Genomic DNA, 20166 nt, shown 5'->3' on the forward strand with positions numbered 1-20166 from the left:
CGGGGCTTTCGTGTGTCCGGGGGCGGTGCGGCGAGGACGGTTAGGGTGGTCCCATGCCCGCCGTGACCCTGTTGACGAAGCCTGGCTGCCACCTCTGCGACGACGCCCGGCCGGTCGTCGAACGCGTCGTGGCGGAACACCCCGGGACGACCCTGCAGGAGCGCTCCATCCTCGACGACGACGCCCTCCGCGAGGAGTACGCAGAGGACATCCCCGTCGTCCTGGTCGACGGGCGTGTCCACAGCAACTGGCACGTCGACGCCGACCGGCTCCACCGTGCCCTCGAGAAGGCCGAGGCCCGCGCATGATCCACCACGTCGTCTCCTGGACCCTGCGCGAGGACGTCGACCGCGACGCCTCGATCGCCCGCGTCCGCGAACTCCTCACGGCCCTCGTCGACACCGTGCCGTCGATCCGGTCGCTCGAGGTCGTCGAGAACGTCGCCTACCCCGAGAAGAACAGCGACCTCGCCGTCGTGGCCACCTTCGACGACCTCGCCGGGCTCGACGACTACCAGGTGCACCCCGACCACCAGGCCGCGGCAGCGGAGATCCGCGGCCTCGTCTCGGGGCGGGCGGCCATCGACTGGCAGAGCTGAGCCGCGCCTCCGGGCCCGCGCCGTACGCCGCGCGCGCCGCGCGCCGCGCTCGCTTCGTGAGCAGAAAAGGTCGCCTCCCGACTCGGGAAGCGACCATTTCTGCACACGAAGTGCGGGGGCCTACGGCGTGAGGCGCGTCGGGCCGCGGAACAGGTACGTGACCTCGCGGATGGACGGCTCGTGCAGCGCGAGCATGAGCACGCGCGCCAGGCCCATGCCGAATCCGCCGTGCGGCGGCACGCCGTAGCGGAAGAAGTCGAGGTACCAGCCGAGCTCCTCGGGGTCGAGGCCCTTCTCGACGGCCTGCGCCTCGAGGGTGTCCACGCGGTGCTCGCGCTGCGCACCCGTCGAGATCTCGGCACCGTTGAACAGCAGGTCGTAGCTGTTCGTGAGCGTCGGGTCGTCGGCGTGACGCATGTGGTAGTACGGCCGGATCGAGGCGTCGTAGTCGGTGACGAAGACGAACTCGGAGCCGTGCGTCTCCTTCGCCCAGGCGCTCACGCGACGCTCGCCCTCGGGGTCGAGGTCACCGTCGGCACGGACGACCTCGTAGCCGCTGTCGGCCACGATCTTCCGGGCCTCGGCCAGGGTCACGCGGGGGAACGGGGCGGTCGGCACGACGAACTCGAAGCCGAAGACCTCCTCGATCTCCGCGCCGTACTTCTCCTTGACGGCGGTGAAGCCGGCGACGAGGAGCTCCTCGTGCATCGCCATGACGTCCTCGTGCGACTCGACCCAGGAGATCTCGGCGTCGACGCTCGTGAACTCGGTCGCGTGGCGGCTCGTGAACGACGGGTCCGCGCGGAACGCGTCCGCGATCTCGAACACCGCGCCGAAGCCGGCCGGCTGCGCCATCTGCTTGAAGTTCTGCGGCGACTGCGCGAGGTACGCGGTCGTCTCGAAGTACTCGAGCTGAAAGAGCTCGGCACGGGACTCCGACGCCGAGGCCATCAGCTTCGGGGTGTGGATCTCGATGTAGTCGCGCTCCACCCAGTACGTGCGGAACGCGTGCTCCATCGTCGTCTGGATGCGGAAGATGAGGTTCTGCTTGCGGTTGCGCAGGTCGAGGAAGCGCCAGTCGAGCCGCTTGTCCAGCGAGGAGTCGTCCGCGATGGGGGTCTCGGGGATGGCGGCGCTGACGACGGTCAGCTCGCCGACCTTGACCTCGAGCCCGCCGAGCTTGACGCGCTCGTCGTGCTTCAGGGTGCCCTGCACGTGCACGAAGGTGCCGTGGGCGAGGCCGGAGATGGCCTCGGTCGTCGCCAGCGCGGCGGCGGAGGCGTCGTCGCCGTCGACCGCTTCGCGCGTGGCGGGGTTGACGAGCTGTGCGGCGCCGGACTCGTCACGGAGGACGACGAACTGCACCTTCTTCTGGTCTCGGACGGTCTCCACCCATCCGGCGACGGACACGGGGCCGTCGGGGCGTGCGGCGAGGTCGGCGATGCGGGTGCGTTCGATCACGGTGGTCGAGTCTACCGGGTGCGCCTCGGGCGCCGTCGTCGGGTGCGGTCGTCCCTCCACAGGTCGGCTTCCCTCCGGCGGCGTCCACAGGGCGGGCCCGGAGGCGCGGTTCGCCCCTGGCGTTCCGTAGCGTTCTCGACGTGGCCGGGTCGCGAGCTGGAGGGAGGCCCCGCATGGCCGCAGGGGTCGAGGGGCTCGCGGCGTGGCCGCCTGCGGCGGTGGCGACGATGGTCGCGGCGGCGCCGGCCGTCGCGCTGACCGCGATCGCAGGGTTGGTCGGCGGCCTGTGGGCGGTGTTGCGGTGGCGGCCGGACGTCGCGCGTGAGGAGCGGGATCGAGCGTGGTCGCGGTTCGTGTGGACGGTCGACCAGGCGTGCGACGGGGACGTGGGTCGGAGCGAGGTCGGGCTCGCGAGCGCCAGAGCGATGTCCAACATGCAGATCCTTCGCGATCACGACGCCGCGTTCGGCACGATCGTGCTCGAACGCATCACGGGAGGAGAAGACGATGACGGCGCGCGACCCGGTCGAGGTGCTCATCGAACGGCGGCGTGAGGAGTGGCGACAGGAGGTCCGCCAGCGGTACCGGTTTCGTCCGTGGAAGGCTCGTCGGCTCATCGAGATGCACGACGACGTGATCCGTTTCATCGAGGAGCCCCGTGCTGCGCGTCGCGAGCGCAGGCGGCTCATCGAGGCGGGGGAGCTGTCACGGGAGTGAGGCGCGCAGGGTGCCGAGCGTGCCGATGAACTCCTCGGCCATGCCCGCACGCTCGACGAGCTTCGCGTGCCGCGCTCGTGCATCGGCCAGGAACTCGTCGAGCCGCGCCGCGAGCGCTGGTGCGTGCTCCGGGTCCTGCTCGGCGAGTCCCTCGACGACCCGGAGCAGCTCGGCCATCTCGTCCAGGGTGAAGCCCAGCGGCTTCATCCGCCGGATCACGAGCAGCCGCTCCAGGTCCTCGTCCGTGTAGACACGGAACCCGCCGGTCGTCCGACCGCTCGGCACGAGCAGGCCGACCTCGTCGTAGTGCCGGATCGTGCGGAGGGACATCCCGGCGCGTTCGGCCAGTTCCCCGATGTGCATGGTGCTGCTCACGGCGACGACCCTACCCTCACGCGAGGGTAGGGTTCTGAGCGATGTCCGTGATCACCCACGCTCCCTCCGCGCCCAGCGTCCTCAGCGCCCTGCGCTCGCCCCGTCTCCTCACGCGCGAGGTCCTCGCCGGGGTCGTCACCGCGCTCGCCCTCATCCCCGAGGCGATCTCGTTCTCGGTCGTCGCCGGCGTCGACCCGGCGGTGGGGCTGTTCTCCAGCGTCGTCATCGCCGTCGTGATCTCGATCGTGGGCGGTCGTCCGGCGATGGTCTCCGCCGCGGCGGGGTCGGTCGCCCTCGTGATCGCGCCGCTCGTGCGTGACCACGGGATCGCCTACCTCGTCCCGACGATCGTCCTCGGCGGCCTCGTCCAGATCGTGCTCGGCTTCCTCGGCGTCGCGCGGCTGATGCGGTTCATCCCGCGGAGCGTCAACGTCGCGTTCGTGAACGCCCTGGCCATCCTCATCTTCACCGCCCAGCTCCCGAACCTGTTCGGCCCCGAGGTGCCGCCGGTCGTCTGGGCGCTGACGGCCCTCGGCGTCGCCGTCATCATCGGGTTCCCGTTCCTCACGAAGGCGGTCCCCGCGCCGCTCGTCGCGGTGGTCGTGATCACCGCGATCACCATCCTGTTCGGCGTCGCCGTGCCGACGGTCGGCGACGAGGGCGCGCTGCCGACGGCGCTGCCGGGGTTCAACGGGATCACCACGCCGTTCTCGCTGGAGACGCTGCAGATCATCGCGCCGTACGCGTTCGGGGTGGCGATCGTGGGCCTGATCGAGACGCTGCTCACCGCCCAGCTCGTCGACTCGATCACCGAGACCGGGTCGAGCAAGTGGCGGGAGTCCTGGGGGCAGGGCATCGCGAACGTCGCCTCCGCCTTCTTCGGCGGGACCGGCGGGTGCGCGATGATCGGCCAGACCGTCATCAACGTGAAGACGGCGGGGGCCAGGACGCGCATCTCGACCTTCGCCGCCGGAGCGTCGGTGCTCGTGCTGACGATCGTCCTGCACGACGTCGTGGCCGAGATCCCGATGGCCGCGCTCACCGCGGTGATGATCATGGTCTGCGTCGCGACGTTCGACTGGCACAGCATCCGGCCCCGCACCCTCCGCCGGATGCCGCTCGGCGAGACCGCGGTGATGGTCATCACGGTCGTGGTCGTCGTCGTGACCGACAACCTCGCGACCGGCGTGCTCGTCGGGGTGGTCGTCGCGGCGCTCGTCTTCGCCCGGCGGGCAGCACACGTCGTGAGCGTCGCGCGCGAGGTCGTCGACGAGCACACGGTCCGGTACCGGGTCCGTGGAGCGCTGTTCTTCGCGTCCTCGAACGACCTCGTCACCCGGTTCTCCTACGCCGAGGACCCGGAGCACGTGGTCATCGACATGTCCGACGCGCATGTCTTCGACGCCAGCACGGTGGCGGCCCTCGACGGGGTCGAGCAGCGCTTCGCCAAGCACGGGTCGAGCGTCGAGGTGGTGCACCTCAACACCGGGTCCACGGCGATCCACGGGCGGCTGTCCGGCGAACTGGGCTGAGTGGTTCCGCATCCGGTGAATCCCCTGTGCGGCCGGTGGGAACGGCTGGGCGACCTACACTGGAACCCATGCCCGCGACCCGAATCCACCTCGTCCGTCACGGCGAGGTGCACAACCCGGACCGTGTGCTCTACGGGCGACTCCCCGGTTTCGGACTGAGCGACCTCGGCAAGCAGATGGCCAGCGCCTCCGCGATCGCGTGGAAGGACGCCGGTGTCGACGTCCGCCGCATCGTCGCGTCGCCCCTGCAGCGCACGCAGGAGTCCGCGGCGCCCTGGGCCGAGGCCTACGGGCTCGACGTCGCCCTCGACGAGCGGCTCATCGAGCCGACGAACCGGTACGAGGGTCAGCCCCCGGGCTTCACGAAGCGCTCGTTGGCGCGTCCGGCCGAGTGGCCGTGGATCGCGAACCCGTTCCGGCCGAGCTGGGGCGAGGCGTACGAGTCCATCGCGAACCGCATGGTCGCCGCGATCGCGACGGCGTGGGAGAGCGTCGACGAGGGCGACGTCGTCCTCGTCAGCCACCAGCTGCCGATCTGGATGGTGCACCGGCGCCTCGCCGGCGAGCAGCTCTGGCACGACCCGAGGAAGCGACGCTGCGACCTCTCGAGCATCACCACCGTCGAGCGTGTGCCCGCCACCTCGTCCGGTCGGTTCACCGAGGTCGGGTACGCGGATCCGGCGCAGGCGTTGCGCGCGACCGCGATCGACGAAGGAGCAGTGTGATCAGCAGCAGGAAGCGGCTCGCGGCCCTCGCGGGGACGGCGGTCGCGGCAGCCCTCGTCCTCACGGGGTGCTCGTCCGACAACGACTCGCTGTCGAAGCAGTACGGCAGCGGGACGACCCAGAACTACATCTCGGGCAACGGCGCGGTGACCGAGGTCGCCACCGACAAGCGCACCGACGCGGTGGACTTCCGCGCGAAGGACATCGACGGCCAGACCCTGTCCTCCAAGGAGCTCACGGGCAAGGTCGTCGTCCTGAACTTCTGGTACGCCGGCTGCCCGCCGTGCCGAGCCGAGGCCAAGTACCTCAACACGGTCCACGACCAGTTCCAGGGCAAGGACGTCCAGTTCATCGGCGTGAACGTGCGCGACGAGCAGGGCACCGCCGAGGCGTTCGAGCGCACCTTCAAGGTCGACTACCCGACCGTGCTCGACCAGCGGACCGGCACCATGCAGCTCGCGCTCTCCGGGCAGATCGCCCCGAACGCGGTCCCCGCGACGATCGTCCTCGACAAGCAGGGCCGCGTCGCCGCGCGTGTGCTCGGTGCGGTCGACGGCCCGGGCATCCTCAACACGCTCGTCTCCGACGAGTTGTCGGGCAAGGCCTCCTGACCCGTGTCCAGCAACCCCTTCGCCGACGCGATCCTCAGCGGGCAGATGGCCGTGGCGCTCCCCGTCGCGGCCCTCGCCGGCCTCGTGTCGTTCCTGTCCCCGTGCGTACTGCCCCTCGTGCCGGGGTACCTCGGCTACGTCGGCGGCGTCGCCGAGGGCGGGCAGCGACGGGGTCGTGTCGTGCTCGGGGTGCTGCTGTTCATCCTCGGCTTCACCGCGGTCTTCGTGGCGTACACGACGGTCTTCGGCGCGCTCGGCTTCTGGCTCGTGCGGTGGCGTGACCTCATCACGCAGGTCCTCGGCGTCGTCGTGATCGCGATGGGTCTCGTGTTCGTCGGGCGCTTCACGTTCCTGCAGCGCACGATCAAGCCCGGCTGGACCCCCGCGACCGGCCTCGTCGGCGCGCCGTTGCTCGGCATCGTCTTCGGCCTCGGCTGGACGCCGTGCCTCGGCCCGACCCTCGCCGCGATCAACCTGCTCAGCGTGCAGTCGGGCAGTGCCTGGCAGGGCATGTGGCTCGGCGTCGCGTACTGCCTCGGGCTCGGCATCCCGTTCGTCCTCGTCGCGCTCGGCGCCGGCTGGGCCACGGGCGCGATCCGTGTCGTGAAGCGCCACATGCGCATCGTCAACATCATCGGAGGAGCGATCCTGATCGTCATCGGTCTGCTCATGGTCACCGGCATCTGGTCGGCCGTCATGTCGAGCGTCGGGGCGGTGATCCAGACCTTTGTCCCGGCAGTCTGAACCGTCCCCCGACACCGGAGCGTCGTCGCGGCCGGAACCCGACATCGACGCCGGAACGTCCTCGCGGCCCGAACCCGACATCGACGCCACCGACACCTCGGCGGACCCCCAGCGACCGTCGGACCACGTCGACGGGTCCGGCCCCGAGGCCGCCGCAGGTGGCTCGGGCGACGCCGGGGTGAACCAGCCGAAGCTCGGACCGCTCGGGTACCTCCGCTTCTTCTGGCGACAGCTCACGAGCATGCGCACGGCGCTGTTCCTGCTCATGCTGCTCGCCCTCGCGGCCATCCCGGGCTCGCTCGTCCCGCAGCGCACCGCCGACCCCAACGGCGTCGTGCAGTACAAGTCCGACCACCCGCAGCTCTTCCCGGTGCTCGACAAGCTGCAGGTCTTCGACACCTACACCTCGGTGTGGTTCTCGGCGATCTACCTGCTGCTCTTCGTCTCCCTGATCGGGTGCATCGTCCCGCGCACGAAGCACCACTGGCAGGCGCTCCGCACCCGCCCGCCGAAGACCCCGGTCCGCCTGAGCCGTCTGGCCGGCTACCGCTCGGTCGCCGTCGACGGCGACGGTGTCACCCCGGAGCACGCCGTGACCCGGGCGATGGCGATCCTCAAGCGCTCCGGCTACCGCGTCGAACGGTTCGGCGACTCGGTGAGCGCCGAGCGCGGCTACCTGCGCGAGACCGGCAACCTGGTCTTCCACGCGGCGCTCGTCGGCGTGCTGCTCGCGGTGGGCGTCGGCGGTGGCTTCGGCTACACCGGTCAGCGCCTCCTGGTCGAGGGGCAGACGTTCTCGAACGTGCTCGGCTCGTACGACTCGTTCAACCCCGGTCGCTGGTTCCGGCAGACCGACCTGCAGGGCTACAACTTCACGCTCGACAAGTTCGTCACGAAGTACGAGGAGCGGAACCTCGACGCCCTCGGGCAGGCGCTCGACTACTCCGCCACCGTGACGACCCAGCAGAAGGGCGGCGCGAAGAAGACCAGTCGCCTCGGCGTCAACGACCCGGTGAGCGTCGGCGGCACGAACGTCTACCTGCTGGGCAACGGCTACGCGATGGACGTGACGGTGCGCGACGGCGACGGCAACGTGGCGTTCAAGGACACCGTGCCGTTCCTGCCGGAGGACGCGAACTACACCTCGACCGGCGTCATCAAGGTCCCCGACTCGAAGCCGGACCAGCTCGGCATGGTCGGCTTCTTCTACCCGACGGCCTCGAAGCTCTCGACGGGCGCCTACGCCAGCGCGTACCCCGACGACCAGAACCCGCTGCTGACCCTGCAGGTCTACACGGGTGACCTCGGGCTGAACGACGGCGTCCCGCAGAGCGTCTACACGCTCGACACCAGCGGCCTGCAGCAGATCGCGGGTCGGCAGTCCACGACCGCGAGCGTCGAGCTCAAGCCCGGGCAGACCAAGACGCTGCCGGACGGTGCCGGCTCGATCACGTTCGACGGCGTCAAGCGCTACGTGTCGCTCGACGTCCACCACGACCCGTCGCAGCTGTGGGTCGGCGGGTTCGCGGTCCTGTCTGTGCTCGGCCTGCTCACCTCGCTGTTCGTCCCGCGTCGCCGGGTCTGGGTCAAGGTCGTGGAGCGCCGCGCGGGCGACGGCGTCGAACCGGGCTTCGACCTCGAGTACGCGGGCCTCGCCCGCGGCGAGGACCCGAACCTCGAACGTGCCGTGGCGGACATCGCCCAGCGCCACACGTCGGACCTCGGAGTTAGGATGCCCCAGTGAACGACATGACCACGAACCTCGCGACCTACTCGGTCGTGCTGACGTACTCCGCGATGGCGGTCTACGTCATCGCGTTCATCGCGTTCGCCCTCGACATGGCCAAGCGGGCCGGCAACGTGGCGGCGGCGTCCGACGCGTCGAGCAGCGCCCCCGCGGTCCAGGCGGAGCGGACCGTCGCGACCGTCCAGGGCGGCACCGTCGTCCTCGAGAAGATCGCGACCACCGATGCACCGTCCGGTCGTCGCGGCACGAAGTTCGAGCGCGTCGGCATGGCGATGACGATCCTCGCGCTGGTGCTGCACGTCGCCTCGGTCGTCCTGCGCGGCATCGCGGCCGACCGTGTGCCGTGGGGCAACATGTTCGAGTTCTCGCTGACCGGCACGGCGCTGATCGTCCTGATCTTCCTGCTCGTGCAGTTCTGGCAGAACCTGAAGTTCCTCGGCGTCTTCATCACCGGCCTGACGATCATCCTGCTCGGCATCGCGACCGTGAACTACTGGGTGCCCGTGGTCCCGCTGCAGCCCGCGCTGCAGTCGTACTGGCTCGTCATCCACGTGTTCGTGGCCATCGCCGGCACGGGCTTCTTCGCCCTCGGTGCCGGCCTCGCCGTGGCGCAGCTCGTGCAGACGTACCGGCAGGGCCGCACCGCCTCGGGCAAGCTCCGCTTCATGGAGACGCTGCCGGACGCCGACCGCCTCGAGGTCCTCACCTACCGCGTCCTGCTCGTCGGCTTCGTCCTCTGGACCTTCACGCTCATCGCCGGTGCGATCTGGGCCGAGCGAGCCTGGGGACGGTACTGGGGGTGGGACACCAAGGAGGTCTGGACCTTCATCATCTGGGTGGTCTACGCCGGGTACATCCACGCGCGGGCGACCCGCGGCTGGCGCGGTGCGCGCTCGTCGTGGCTGGCCCTCATCGGCTTCGCCGCGGTGATGTTCAACTTCTCCGTCGTCAACGTCTTCTTCAAGGGCCTGCACAGCTACTCGGGGCTCTGATCACCACCGGTCGCTGACGCGACCACGTGCGGACGGGAGGCGCGGTGCCGGCTGGCACCGCGCCTCCCGTCCGTCGTCCGGTCACGCGGCGGCGAGCACGGCGTGCACCCGCTCGAGCCGTCGGAACCACCAGTCGATCCGTTCCGGCGACGCGGCGTTCCGGTCGAGCAGCTCTGGCGAGACGTCCGTCCGCCGCACCGGCACGCGACCACCGACCGGCAGCAGCGGCGTGGTCGTGACGTCCGATGCGAACATGGCCGCGGTGCCGAGCCCGGCGGCGTACCCGGGCGACATCGCGCGTGCCGCGAGGAACGCGCCCATCCCGAGCCCGACGGACGTGTCGAGCGCACTCGACACCACGCAGGGCAGTCCGGCGTCGGCGACGACCGCCTGGGCAGCGGTGATCCCGCCGAGGGGCTGCGCCTTCACGACGAGGACGTCGGCGGCACCGGCACGGGCGACGGCGAGCGGGTCGGAGGCGCGGCGGACGCTCTCGTCGGCGGCGATCGGCACGCCGAGGCCCGCGATCCGCTCCCGGAGCCGGGCGAGCTCCGGCACGGTCCGGCACGGCTGCTCGGCGTACTGCAGGTCGAGGGGTGCGAGGCGTTCGAGGGCCTCGACGGCCTGGTCGACGCTCCAGAGGCCGTTCGCGTCGACCCGGACCGCGGCGGAGGGACCCATCACCCGACGGACCTCGGCCACCCGGGCCACGTCGTCGTCGATCGTCGTGCCGGGCTCGGCGACCTTGACCTTGGCGGTCCTGCAGCCCGGGTACCGCGCGAGCAGGTCCGCGACGGCGTCCGGTGCGACCGCCGGCACCGTCGCGTTCACCGGCACGCTGTCCGCGGCGGAGTCGTGCTCGGACCAGCCGAAGTCGACGGCCGCCCGCAGCCACGCCGCGGCCTCGGTGTCGTCGTACTCGACGAACGGCGAGAACTCGGTCCAGCCCGCCGGGCCCCGCAGGACCAGTGCCTCGCGCACCGTGATGCCGCGGAACCGCACCCGCATCGGCAGGGCGACCACGTGCGCGTCGGATCGGAGGTCGGCGAGGTCGGGGAGCACCTGGCCATCATCCCAGGAGCACCCAGGGCACCCCACGGTTCCTCGGAGGGGACCGCCAGCACCGCGCACTAGCATGCATCGGTCGGCCACGGTCGGCAGCAGCCAGGACGAGCACCGAGGACGAGGGAGGGCCTGTGGCGCGGGAACCGCAGCAGCGTGTGTCGCAGCGATCCGCAGCACCCTCCGCGGCGCGGGCCGACGCACCCGGTCGTGACACCGGCGAGTTCGCCCGGCTCATGCAGCGCAACACGGTCGACGTCCGGCAGCAGGCCCAGGGAGCGCGGAAGCGCCGCAACCCGGTGATCGGCAAGATCGCCCTGGGACTCGCGGTCGTCTCGGCCGCGGTCGACGCGAGTGCGTTCGCGGTCTTCATGGGCGGCGACACCGACTTCGCGTTCGGCATCTGCTTCGTCGTGGTGTTCCTCACGCTCATCGCGGCCGTGCTCGGCTTCGTGGCGGCGGTCGGGTCGTTCGGTCGCTGGTACGGCGCCGTCGGGGTCGTCGTCGCGTTCTTCGCGAACCCGGTGATCCTCATCGTGCTGGTCGTGATCGTGGCGCCGGAGCTGCTCACCGACATGGGCGGTTCGGCCGCCACCAGCGGCACGGGGCTGTAGCCCGCGGCGGTAGCGTTGGGGCATGGCTGCCGAAGTCTCCGACCTGTTCGACCCCGACGTCTGGACCGCGGCTCCGATCGCGGAGCGGTTCACCGACATCACGTACCACAAGCACGTCTCGAAGGGGATCGTCCGGGTGGCCTTCGACCGGCCCGAGGTGCGGAACGCCTTCCGCCCGCGCACCGTCGACGAGCTGTACCGCGCGCTCGACGACGCCCGGCAGGACCCCCGCGTCGGCGTCGTCCTGCTCACCGGCAACGGCCCGAGCCCGAAGGACGGCGGCTGGGCGTTCTGCTCCGGCGGCGACCAGCGGATCCGCGGGCGCAGCGGCTACCAGTACGTCGGTGACGAGGGCGCTCCGCCCGAGGGTGTCGACCCGGCCGCGGCCGAGGCGTCGATGGGACGACTGCACATCCTCGAGGTCCAGCGGCTCATCCGGATGATGCCCAAGGTCGTCATCGCCGTCGTCCCGGGCTGGGCGGCCGGCGGCGGCCACTCGCTGCACGCGATCTGCGACCTGACCATCGCGAGCGCGGAGCACGGCCGGTTCAAGCAGACCGACGCCGACGTCGGGTCGTTCGACGGCGGGTACGGCAGCGCCTACTACGCCAAGCAGATCGGCCAGAAGTTCGCGCGTGAGGTCTTCTTCCTCGCCCAGGAGTACTCGGCCCAGCGTGCGTACGAGATGGGTGCCGTGAACGCCGTCGTCCCGCACGCGGACCTCGAGCGCGAGGCGATCCGCTGGGGCGAGATCGTCCTCGGCAAGTCGCCGACCGCGATCCGGATGCTGAAGTACGCCTTCAACGCCGTCGACGACGGCATGGTCGGGCAGCAGGTCTTCGCCGGCGAGGCCACGCGCCTCGCCTACGGCACCGACGAGGCCGTCGAGGGCCGCGACTCGTTCCTCGAGAAGCGCGCCCCCGAGTGGACCGCGTTCCCCTGGCACTACTGATGACCCGTCCGCTGGTCGCGACCGGCACGTCGGACCCGTCGGCCGTGCTGCGCGGCCTGGAGGCGGCACTCGCCGGCGGCCCCGCCCTGCTCCCGGTCGCGGACGGGGCCCCGGCGCTGCCGACACCGGCTCCGGCCACCGTCCCGCAGCGGGTCGCGCTGGTCGTCGAGACGAGCGGGTCCACCGGGACCGGCAAGCGGGTGGCGCTGTCGTCGGAGGCGCTCCTCGCCGGGGCGGCCGCCGCGGACGCGGCGCTCGGCGGCCCGGGCGGCTGGGTGCTCGCACTGCCCGTGCACTACATCGCGGGGCTCAACGTCCTGACCCGCTCGATCACCGCGGGGACGTCGCCCGTCGTCGTCGCCGGCGGGCACTTCACGGCGGCGGCGTTCGCGGACGCCGCCGACCGGCTCGCCACCGGCCCCGCGGCCCCGCGTCGCTACACCTCGCTCGTCCCGGTGCAGCTCGCCCGGATCCTCGACGACGACCGGGCCACCGGAGCCCTCGCCGGCTTCGACGCCGTCCTCGTCGGCGGGCAGGCGACACCGCCGACCCTCCGCGACCGTGCCCGGTCCGCCGGCGTCCCGATCGTGACGACGTACGGCGCGAGCGAGACGAGCGGCGGGTGCGTCTACGACGGCGTCCCGTTCGGCACCGTCCGCACCGACCTCGACGACGGCGAGCTGCTGCTGTCCGGGCCGATGCTCGCCGACGGCTACCTGGGCGACGACGCGCGCACCGCCCGGACCTTCACCGAGCGGGACGGACACCGCTGGTACCGGACGGGGGACGCCGCCGAGCTCGTCGACGGCGTCGTCCGCGTGCTCGGCCGGCTCGACGACGTCGTGATCTCGGGCGGCGAGAAGGTCCCGCTCGGCGCCGTCGAGCGGATCGTGCGCGGCCTCGACGGGCAGGAACAGGCCGTCGTGACCCGTCGGGTTTCGGGGGAGTGGGGCGAGGTGCCCGTCGTCGTGACCGACCGGCCGCTCGACCTCGACGCCGTCCGCCGTGCCGTCGGCGACGCCCTCGGGCGTGCGGCGCGACCGGACGAGGTCATCGTCGTCGAGCGCCTGCCGATGCTCGCGTCCGGCAAGCCGGACCGACGGGCCGTCCGCGCGATCGCCGACCCCACCCACTGACCGACGCGGGTCGACCGCCGAGCGCGATCCGTTCCTCCTGGACCGACGTGCCGGACGCACGGCCGACGCCGATACCATGGACGGTCGTGGCACGCACGAAGAACACGAACCGGTCCAGGAACCGCTCCGGCAACCCGGCGAAGGCCGCGGCACCCCAGCGCACGAAGCGCCGGGCGACCGCCCGCGACTGGATCGGCGGGGCACGTCTGCGCACCCTGACGCTCGGTGTCGTCCCCGTGGTGCTCGGCACGACCGTCGGGTTCGTCGACAGCGGCGAGGCGGGTGACTTCGGCGACTGGATCGCCAAGGGCCACCACCTCCCGGTCGCGATCCTCGCGCTGCTCGTCGCCCTCTTCCTGCAGATCGGCGTGAACTACAGCAACGACTACTCCGACGGGGTGCGCGGCACCGACGAGTTCCGCGTCGGACCGGCCCGACTCACTGGTGCCGGGCTCGCGAAGCCCCGCACCGTGCTGACCGTCGCGCTGACGTTCTTCGGACTCGCCGCCGTCGCCGGGATCGTCATCGTGCTGCTCACCGGGCTGTGGTGGCTCCTGCTCGTCGGCGCCGCCGCCATCGTCGCGGCCTGGTTCTACACCGGTGGCAAGAAGCCCTACGGGTACAACGCCCTCGGCGAGGTCTTCGTGTTCGTCTTCTTCGGCCTGGTCGCCGTGCTCGGCACCCAGTTCGTGCTCATCGACCAGGTCACCCCGAGCGGCTGGGCGGCAGCGATCGCCGCCGGGTTCTTCGCCTGCGCGGTGCTCATGGTGAACAACATCCGCGACATCGACGAGGACCAGCTCGCCGGCAAGCGCACCCTCGCGGTCGTGGTCGGGCGGCCCGTCGCACGCGTGCTCTACGGCCTGTTCCTGATGCTGCCCTACGTGGTGCTGCTCTGGTTCGTGCTGCTCTACTTCCGCACCGGCTTCACGTACTTCTCGCTCCTGCTCGCCCTGCCGGCGCTCGCGATCGGGGTGTCGTCGCGGAAGCCGCGGGAACTCATCACGGCACTGCAGCTCTCGTCGTTCGCATCGCTCGTGTTCGGCGTGGTGCTCGGCATCACGCTCGCCGTGCAGCCGTAGCCCGCGGGGATCAGCCCTCGCGGTGCTCGCGGCGCGCCGCGTGACGGTCGGCGTCGGAGACCGTCTGCCCGGTCGGTAGGTCGGTGTCCGCCGCGTCGACGAAGTCGTCCTCGAAGTCGGAGTCGACGTCGTGCTCCGGGGCCGGGCGGCGGTTCGCCAGGCTCTCCGTCACGCGACCGCGCAGCTTCGGCAGGGCGATGTACGAGATGAGCAGGGCCACGAGCGCAGCGACGATCGTCGCCCAGGCCGCCGTCATCGGCGTCAGGAGCAGGAGCAGTGCCAGCACCGCGGCGAAGATGCCGAGGCGGGCCAGGGTGTACACGAGCCACGCTTTCACCTGCGCAAGTCTACGGAAGCGCAACCGGCAGGGACCCCACAGGCTGCCGACCTAGACTCCCGGCCATGATCCGACTGTGGCTGATCGTCGTCGTCGCCGCCGTGGCGTTCACGGTGTACGCGGCCATCGACTGCGCCACGATGCCCCGGGAACGTGTCCGTTCCCTCAGCCGTGGCGTCTGGGTCCTCCTCGTCATCGTGCTGCCCGTGCTCGGCGGCGTCCTCTGGTTCCTGCTCGGCCGGGCACCGGCGACCCGTCCCGGCGGCGGCTCCGGGTACCGTGGACCCGAAGACGACCCGGACTTCCTCGGCGGCCCCAGCGGCCCCGATCAGCACCGCACGGACAAGGACCAGGACGACGAGACCCTCCGAGACCTCGAACAGCAGTTCCGCGAGCGGGAACGACGCGCCGACCGTGACCGCCGCGACGACGACGGCCGCGCCGATCGCTGACGGTCCAGCGGGTTCCGGCAGCCCCGCGACCGACTTCTCCGTCGCGCTCCTGACCGAGCTCGCCCGGGCCGGTGTGACCGACGTCGTGGTGAGCCCCGGCTCCCGGTCGCAGGCGCTCGCACTCGCCGCCGTCGCGCTCGAGCGGGTCGGCGGCACCACCGTGCACGTCCGGCTCGACGAGCGCACGGCCGGGTTCTTCGCGCTCGGGCTCGCCGTCGAGTCCGGTCGTCCCGCTGCCGTCGTCACGACCTCGGGCACGGCGGTCGCGAACCTGCACCCCGCGGTGCTCGAGGCGCACCACTCCGGGGTGCCGATGATCGTCGTGAGCGCGGACCGGCCCGGCGAGCTCCGCGGGATCGGCAGCAACCAGACCACCGTCCAGCCCGGACTCTTCGGACCGGCCGTCACGGTCGTCCGCGACGTCGAGGCGCCGACCGCCGCCGGTGTCGACGCGGACGCCGTCCGGGGACTCGTGCGCGAGGTGGTCGCCGCGGCCGCCGGGCACACGGGGCAGCCCGGTCCGGTGCAGCTCAACGTCGCGTTCCGCGAGCCGCTCTCCGCCGGGCTCGGCGAGGGGGCGGTCCAGCCGGTGCCCGACGACGAGGTCGACCTCGCCTTCGCCACCCGGCGGGTGCACACGGGTCTGCCCGTGGTCGACCTCACGCCGGACGACGAGCCCGCGACCATCGTCATCGCCGGGCACGACGCCGGGGCGGACGCCGAACGGATCGCCTGGGAGCTCGGTGCGCCGCTCATCGCCGAGGTGTCGAGCGGTGCGCGGTTCGGGCGGAACCTCGTCGTCGCCTACCGTGCGCTCCTCGGCGACCCGGACTTCGGCGGCGCGGTCCGCCGCGCGGTCGTGCTCGGGCACCCCACCCTCAGCCGCGAGGTCCCGGACCTCCTGCAGCGCGCCGACGTCGAGACGTTCGTGGTCCGCGGACCGGGGGCCGACCCGTACGACCCGGCCCGCGCCTCCCGGCCGGACGCCGCGACCACCGTCGTGTCCGACGTCCGCGTGACGGGCCGCACCCGGCCGGAGCACCGTGCGTGGGTCGGCCGGTGGGTCTCCGCGAGCCGCGCGCTGCTCGGCGGGGGCGACGCCGGTCCCGACCTCGACGCCAAGCGGTCCAGCGACCGTGCCGAGCGGAACAAGTTCCTCCGCGACGAGGTGGCGCTCCGCCGCCGCGCGGTCGACCGCACGATGCTCGCGGACGCCGTCTGGGGTGCGACCTGGCCGCACGACCGCCTGGTGCTCGGCGCCTCGCAGATCATCCGCGCCGCCGACGGGCACGTCCCGGGCAAGGCGATCCGGGTGCACGCGAACCGGGGGCTGGCGGGCATCGACGGGACGATCTCGACCGCGCTGGGGATCGCCGCCGCCCTCGAACGGTCCACGGCCTCGGTCGGCACCACCCGTGTGCTGCTCGGCGACCTGACGCTCCTGCACGACCTCGGGGCGCTCGTCACCGGCACCGAGGAGCACCGGCACCGCGTGCAGGTCGTCGTCGGGAACGACGGCGGGGGAGCGATCTTCCGCGGGCTCGAGGTCGCGGCGACCACGCCGGAGGCCGACATGCGCCGGATGATGACCACCCCGCAGCACGTCGACGTCGAACCGGTGGTGACCGGGCTCGGGTGGACCTACCGGCGTGCCGAGACCTGGGGCGACCTCGAGCGGGTGCTGACGGACCCCGCCGAGCGCGTCGTCATCGAGGTGCCGTTGGCCGACTGAGCGGACCTGTCGGACCGGCACCGCGTCGAGCGGCGGCCGACGTGCCGGGCCGGCACCGCGCCTCCTGGCCCGACTAGGCGAGTGCGTCGGTGACCGGGCGGAACTTCAGGGTCGTCTCGGCGACCTCGCGGGCCGGGTCGGATCCCGCGACGATCCCCGCGCCCGCCCATGCCCGCACGGTGCCGTCCTCGGTGATCCGTGCGCTCCGGAGGGCGAGCATCCACTCGCCGTCACCGTTCGCGCCGAGCCAGCCGACCGGTCCGGCGTAGCGCCCGCGATCGACCCCCTCGAGCTCGGCGACGAGCCGGACGGCCACGTCGGTCGGGGTCCCGGCGACGGCAGCCGTCGGGTGCAGGGCGTCCGCGACGTCGAGCGAGGTCGTCCCGACGGGCAGCGTGGCCTGCACGTCGGTCGCGAGGTGCCACAGGTTCGGTAGCTGCAACCGGAACGGCTCCGGGTCGGCGCGCAGCTCGGAGGCGATCGGGGCGAGCGCGGCGAGCAGGCTCTGGATGGCGAACCGGTGCTCCTCGACGTCCTTCGTGCTCGCGGCGAGGGCCTCGGCGGCGGCCCGGTCGGACACCGGGTCGGTGCCGCGCGCCGCGCTGCCGGCGAGCACGCGAGCCGAGAGCCGGGTGCCGTCGGTCCGGGCGAGGGTCTCCGGTGTGGCACCGATGATCCCGTCGACGGCGAACGTGACGCACTGCGGGTACGCCTCGGCGAGGTCGAGCAGGATCGCCCGGCGATCGGCCCCGTCGGGCAGCGTCCCGACGAGGTCCCGCGCGAGCACCACCTTCTCGGCGTCGCCGGCCGCGATCCGGCGGACGGCGTCGGCGACCTTCGCGGCGTAGGCGTCCTCGTCGACGGCGCCGGGGCCGAGCGTCACGGACACGTGCGGCCCGACGTGCGGGACCGGCACCGAGGTGCGGGTGAAGGCGAGGGGCTCCGGGGCGAGCGTGGTGTCGACGGCGGTGAGCCAGGCCTTCCCACGGCGCCGACCGATCACGACGCGCGGGACGATGAGCACGCTCGTCTCGGCCGAGTCGTCGGCGAAGGCGAAGGACCCGAAGGCGACGAGTCCGGTGCCGCGCAGCTGCACGGGGTCGTCGACGACGGCCTCCTGCACGAGCGACCGCCACGCCGCCGAGGCCTCGCGCATCCGGTCCGGGCCGGTGAACGTCCACCGCACCGCCTCGCCGATCCCGACGATGCCGTCGCCGTTCCGGACGAACGCGAGCGGGCTGTCCCGGAGGGTGTGGCGGAGGACGGCGCCCGGATCGTCGAGGATCCGGGTCGAGACCGTCAGCGGTGGGGCCGCCGTGGTGGTTCGGGTCACGCCACCGATCGTACGCGCCACGCGGGGAACGTCCGGGCGCGACCTCTAGGATGTTGTGGGTGAGCAGAGCGGACCTGAACAAGCGGCCGGACGAGGTGGCGGCCATGTTCGACGACGTCGCCGCGAAGTACGACCTCACGAACGACATCCTCTCGGCGGGCAACGCTCCGCTGTGGCGTGTCGCGACGGTCCGCGCGGTCGATCCCCAGCCCGGCGAGAAGGTGCTGGACATCGCCGCGGGGACCGGCACGAGTGCGGCGGCGTTCGCGAAGAAGGGTGCCGACGTCACGGCGCTCGACCTCTCCGCCGGCATGATCGCCGTCGGTCGTGAACGCCACCCCGAGATCACCTTCGTCGAGGGCAACGCCGAGCAGCTGCCCTTCGACGACGACACCTTCGACGCCGTGACGATCTCCTTCGGGCTGCGCAACGTGAACGACCCGATGCAGGCCCTCGGCGAGATGCTCCGGGTCCTGAAGCCCGGCGGCCGCGTCGTCATCTGCGAGTTCTCCACGCCCCCGCTGGCGCTGCTCCGCTTCGGGTACGGCACGTACCTCAAGCGCGTGCTCCCGGGCGTGGCCCGGCTGTCCAGCAGCAACCCGGCGGCCTACCGCTACCTGGCCGAGTCGATCGAGGCGTGGCCCGACCAGCAGGTCCTCAGCCAGTGGCTGCGCGGCGTCGGGTTCTCGGTCGTCGCCTACCGGAACCTCACGGCGGGTATCGTCGCACTGCACCGTGGTCGCAAGCCGGTCGCGGGCGAGGTCCGTGAATCCGTCGCACGACGCGCCAAGGCCCGTCGTGCGCACCAGCACACCGGTGAGCAGCCGAGCGTCGACCCGACCGACGCCTGACCGGTCCCTCCACCCCCGAACACGGAGCAGCACTTGAATCCGAGCGTCCCGGTCGCACGTCGCGCACCGAGTCTCCGCGCATCGCTGGGCATCGGCGAGCGACTGTTCGCAACGCCCGCGGAACGCCGGTTCATCGCCGCGGTCGACGACGGTCTCGAGCTCGTCGAGCGGGGGCTCGAGGACGCCATGCGCTCCACCGACACCCTCGCCGACACCACGAGCCGGTACCTGCTGTCGGCGGGTGGCAAGCGGATCCGTCCGACGCTGACGCTCCTCATCGCCCAGCTCGGCGACGGCGTCACGGACGCGGTCGTCAAGGCCGCCGTGAGCATCGAGACGACGCACCTGGCGTCGCTGTACCACGACGACGTGATGGACGAGGCGCCGGTCCGGCGCGGCGTCCCAGCGGCGCACGTGACCTACGGCAACAACGTGGCGATCTTGACCGGCGACCTGCTGTTCGCGCGCGCCAGCCTCATCACGGCGGACCTCGGCACCGAGGGCATCCGGATGCAGGCCGAGACCTTCCAGCGGCTCTGCATGGGCCAGCTCCACGAGACGACCGGTCCGCAGCCCGAGGACGACCCGGTCGAGCACTACATCCAGGTGCTCAGCGACAAGACCGGTTCCCTGATCGCGACGGCGGCCCGCGCCGGCGTCATGTTCTCCGGAGCGGACCGCGCCTACCTCGACGCCGTCGGCACCTTCGGCGAGAAGGTCGGCGTGGCGTTCCAGCTCGTGGACGACGTGATCGACCTCGCCCCCGCGAAGGACAAGACCGGCAAGATCGCCGGCAACGACCTGCGTGCCGGCGTGGACACCCTCCCGCTCCTGCAGCTCAAGCGGCTCGCCGCGACCGGTGCGCCCGACGCGGTGGACCTGCTCGAGCGCATCGAGCGTGACGTGAACGCCGCGCCGGACGACGTCGTCGACTCGACGCCGTACCAGTCGGCGGTGGCGGCACTGCGCGAGCACGAGGCCACCGCCGCCACGCGCGCCGTCGCGGTCCGCTGGGCGATGGACGCCGTCGACGCCCTCGAACCCCTGCCGGACGGCACGGTCAAGCGGGCCCTCGTCCGCTTCGCCGAGTCCGTCGTCGAACGCAGCCGCTAG

General features: G+C 71.9%; 22 protein-coding genes. 17 read left to right on the forward strand and 5 right to left on the reverse strand.

Features of this window, described 5'->3' with window-relative positions:
- The first annotated feature begins 53 nt into the window (after positions 1-53).
- Positions 54-308: a glutaredoxin family protein gene (locus ACIQUC_RS17100; RefSeq protein ID WP_022906572.1), complete on the forward strand. Its 255-nt coding sequence runs from the start codon at positions 54-56 to the stop codon at positions 306-308.
- Positions 305-598, forward strand: a complete 294-nt coding sequence (locus ACIQUC_RS17105; RefSeq protein ID WP_022906573.1) for a Dabb family protein — start codon at positions 305-307, stop codon at positions 596-598. Before ACIQUC_RS17100 ends, ACIQUC_RS17105 begins: the two co-directional genes overlap by 4 nt.
- Positions 599-718: 120 nt before the next feature.
- On the opposite strand, the gene aspS is transcribed toward ACIQUC_RS17105, so the two are convergent.
- Positions 719-2059 (reverse strand): aspartate--tRNA(Asn) ligase, encoded by a 1341-nt coding sequence (aspS, locus tag ACIQUC_RS17110; protein WP_031261912.1) that lies wholly within the window; start codon positions 2057-2059, stop codon positions 719-721.
- A 173-nt stretch (positions 2060-2232) separates the two neighbouring features.
- On the opposite strand from aspS, the gene ACIQUC_RS17115 reads away from it, so the two are divergent.
- On the forward strand, positions 2233-2613 hold the full coding sequence (locus ACIQUC_RS17115; RefSeq protein ID WP_402269255.1) for a hypothetical protein: 381 nt from the start codon (positions 2233-2235) through the stop codon (positions 2611-2613).
- 151 nt (positions 2614-2764) lie between these two features.
- On the opposite strand, the gene ACIQUC_RS17120 is transcribed toward ACIQUC_RS17115, so the two are convergent.
- Positions 2765-3139: a MerR family transcriptional regulator gene (locus ACIQUC_RS17120; protein ID WP_031261914.1), complete on the reverse strand. Its 375-nt coding sequence runs from the start codon at positions 3137-3139 to the stop codon at positions 2765-2767.
- Between the two features lie 53 nt (positions 3140-3192).
- Between ACIQUC_RS17120 and ACIQUC_RS17125 the strand changes: the two genes are divergently transcribed.
- From ACIQUC_RS17125 to ccsB, 6 genes are all read left to right on the forward strand, one after another.
- Complete coding sequence (locus ACIQUC_RS17125; RefSeq protein ID WP_402269257.1) at positions 3193-4683, forward strand: SulP family inorganic anion transporter; 1491 nt, start codon at positions 3193-3195, stop codon at positions 4681-4683.
- 68 nt (positions 4684-4751) lie between these two features.
- Positions 4752-5408: a histidine phosphatase family protein gene (locus ACIQUC_RS17130; RefSeq protein ID WP_022908133.1), complete on the forward strand. Its 657-nt coding sequence runs from the start codon at positions 4752-4754 to the stop codon at positions 5406-5408.
- A complete protein-coding gene (locus tag ACIQUC_RS17135) occupies positions 5405-6019 on the forward strand; it encodes a TlpA family protein disulfide reductase (RefSeq protein ID WP_402269260.1) in 615 nt (204 codons plus the stop codon). Before ACIQUC_RS17130 ends, ACIQUC_RS17135 begins: the two co-directional genes overlap by 4 nt.
- Before the next feature lie 45 nt (positions 6020-6064).
- Positions 6065-6763, forward strand: coding sequence for a cytochrome c biogenesis CcdA family protein (locus ACIQUC_RS17140; protein ID WP_402269313.1), 699 nt, complete (start codon positions 6065-6067; stop codon positions 6761-6763).
- A 79-nt stretch (positions 6764-6842) separates the two neighbouring features.
- Complete coding sequence (locus tag ACIQUC_RS17145) at positions 6843-8507, forward strand: cytochrome c biogenesis protein ResB (RefSeq protein ID WP_402269315.1); 1665 nt, start codon at positions 6843-6845, stop codon at positions 8505-8507.
- Between the two features lie 5 nt (positions 8508-8512).
- Positions 8513-9502: a c-type cytochrome biogenesis protein CcsB gene (gene ccsB / locus ACIQUC_RS17150; RefSeq protein ID WP_402269317.1), complete on the forward strand. Its 990-nt coding sequence runs from the start codon at positions 8513-8515 to the stop codon at positions 9500-9502.
- An 81-nt stretch (positions 9503-9583) separates the two neighbouring features.
- Here the strand turns inward: ccsB and ACIQUC_RS17155 are convergent, their stop codons facing one another.
- Complete coding sequence (locus ACIQUC_RS17155; protein WP_402269262.1) at positions 9584-10564, reverse strand: o-succinylbenzoate synthase; 981 nt, start codon at positions 10562-10564, stop codon at positions 9584-9586.
- Positions 10565-10698: 134 nt separating this feature from the next.
- On the opposite strand from ACIQUC_RS17155, the gene ACIQUC_RS17160 reads away from it, so the two are divergent.
- The 4 genes from ACIQUC_RS17160 to ACIQUC_RS17175 all read left to right on the forward strand — a co-directional run bounded on the left by ACIQUC_RS17160 (position 10699) and on the right by ACIQUC_RS17175 (position 14348).
- Positions 10699-11178, forward strand: coding sequence for a hypothetical protein (locus ACIQUC_RS17160; protein ID WP_402269264.1), 480 nt, complete (start codon positions 10699-10701; stop codon positions 11176-11178).
- 22 nt (positions 11179-11200) lie between these two features.
- Positions 11201-12130 carry a 1,4-dihydroxy-2-naphthoyl-CoA synthase gene (locus ACIQUC_RS17165; protein ID WP_022907206.1) on the forward strand — a complete coding sequence of 310 codons (930 nt, stop codon included), beginning with the start codon at positions 11201-11203 and terminating at the stop codon, positions 12128-12130.
- Entirely contained in the window at positions 12130-13266 is a 1137-nt protein-coding gene (locus ACIQUC_RS17170) for an AMP-binding protein (protein WP_402269266.1), read from the forward strand. Before ACIQUC_RS17165 ends, ACIQUC_RS17170 begins: the two co-directional genes overlap by 1 nt.
- Positions 13267-13352: 86 nt before the next feature.
- Positions 13353-14348 carry a 1,4-dihydroxy-2-naphthoate polyprenyltransferase gene (locus tag ACIQUC_RS17175; RefSeq protein ID WP_402269268.1) on the forward strand — a complete coding sequence of 332 codons (996 nt, stop codon included), beginning with the start codon at positions 13353-13355 and terminating at the stop codon, positions 14346-14348.
- A gap of 10 nt (positions 14349-14358) precedes the next feature.
- Here the strand turns inward: ACIQUC_RS17175 and ACIQUC_RS17180 are convergent, their stop codons facing one another.
- On the reverse strand, positions 14359-14685 hold the full coding sequence (locus ACIQUC_RS17180) for a DUF4229 domain-containing protein (protein WP_402269270.1): 327 nt from the start codon (positions 14683-14685) through the stop codon (positions 14359-14361).
- Positions 14686-14750: 65 nt separating this feature from the next.
- Here ACIQUC_RS17180 and ACIQUC_RS17185 point away from each other — a divergent pair, with 65 nt between their 5' ends.
- Positions 14751-15137, forward strand: coding sequence for a PLDc N-terminal domain-containing protein (locus ACIQUC_RS17185; RefSeq protein WP_022907202.1), 387 nt, complete (start codon positions 14751-14753; stop codon positions 15135-15137).
- Entirely contained in the window at positions 15100-16869 is a 1770-nt protein-coding gene (gene menD, locus ACIQUC_RS17190) for a 2-succinyl-5-enolpyruvyl-6-hydroxy-3-cyclohexene-1-carboxylic-acid synthase (protein ID WP_402269272.1), read from the forward strand. Before ACIQUC_RS17185 ends, menD begins: the two co-directional genes overlap by 38 nt.
- A 73-nt stretch (positions 16870-16942) precedes the next feature.
- Here the strand turns inward: menD and ACIQUC_RS17195 are convergent, their stop codons facing one another.
- Positions 16943-18202 carry an isochorismate synthase MenF gene (locus ACIQUC_RS17195; protein ID WP_402269274.1) on the reverse strand — a complete coding sequence of 420 codons (1260 nt, stop codon included), beginning with the start codon at positions 18200-18202 and terminating at the stop codon, positions 16943-16945.
- A gap of 59 nt (positions 18203-18261) precedes the next feature.
- Between ACIQUC_RS17195 and ACIQUC_RS17200 the strand changes: the two genes are divergently transcribed.
- Entirely contained in the window at positions 18262-19053 is a 792-nt protein-coding gene (locus ACIQUC_RS17200) for a demethylmenaquinone methyltransferase (RefSeq protein WP_402269276.1), read from the forward strand.
- 33 nt (positions 19054-19086) lie between these two features.
- Complete coding sequence (locus tag ACIQUC_RS17205; protein WP_402269278.1) at positions 19087-20166, forward strand: polyprenyl synthetase family protein; 1080 nt, start codon at positions 19087-19089, stop codon at positions 20164-20166.

The sequence above is a fragment of the Curtobacterium sp. NPDC098951 genome (assembly GCF_044759965.1).
In the GTDB taxonomy this organism is placed as follows: domain Bacteria; phylum Actinomycetota; class Actinomycetes; order Actinomycetales; family Microbacteriaceae; genus Curtobacterium.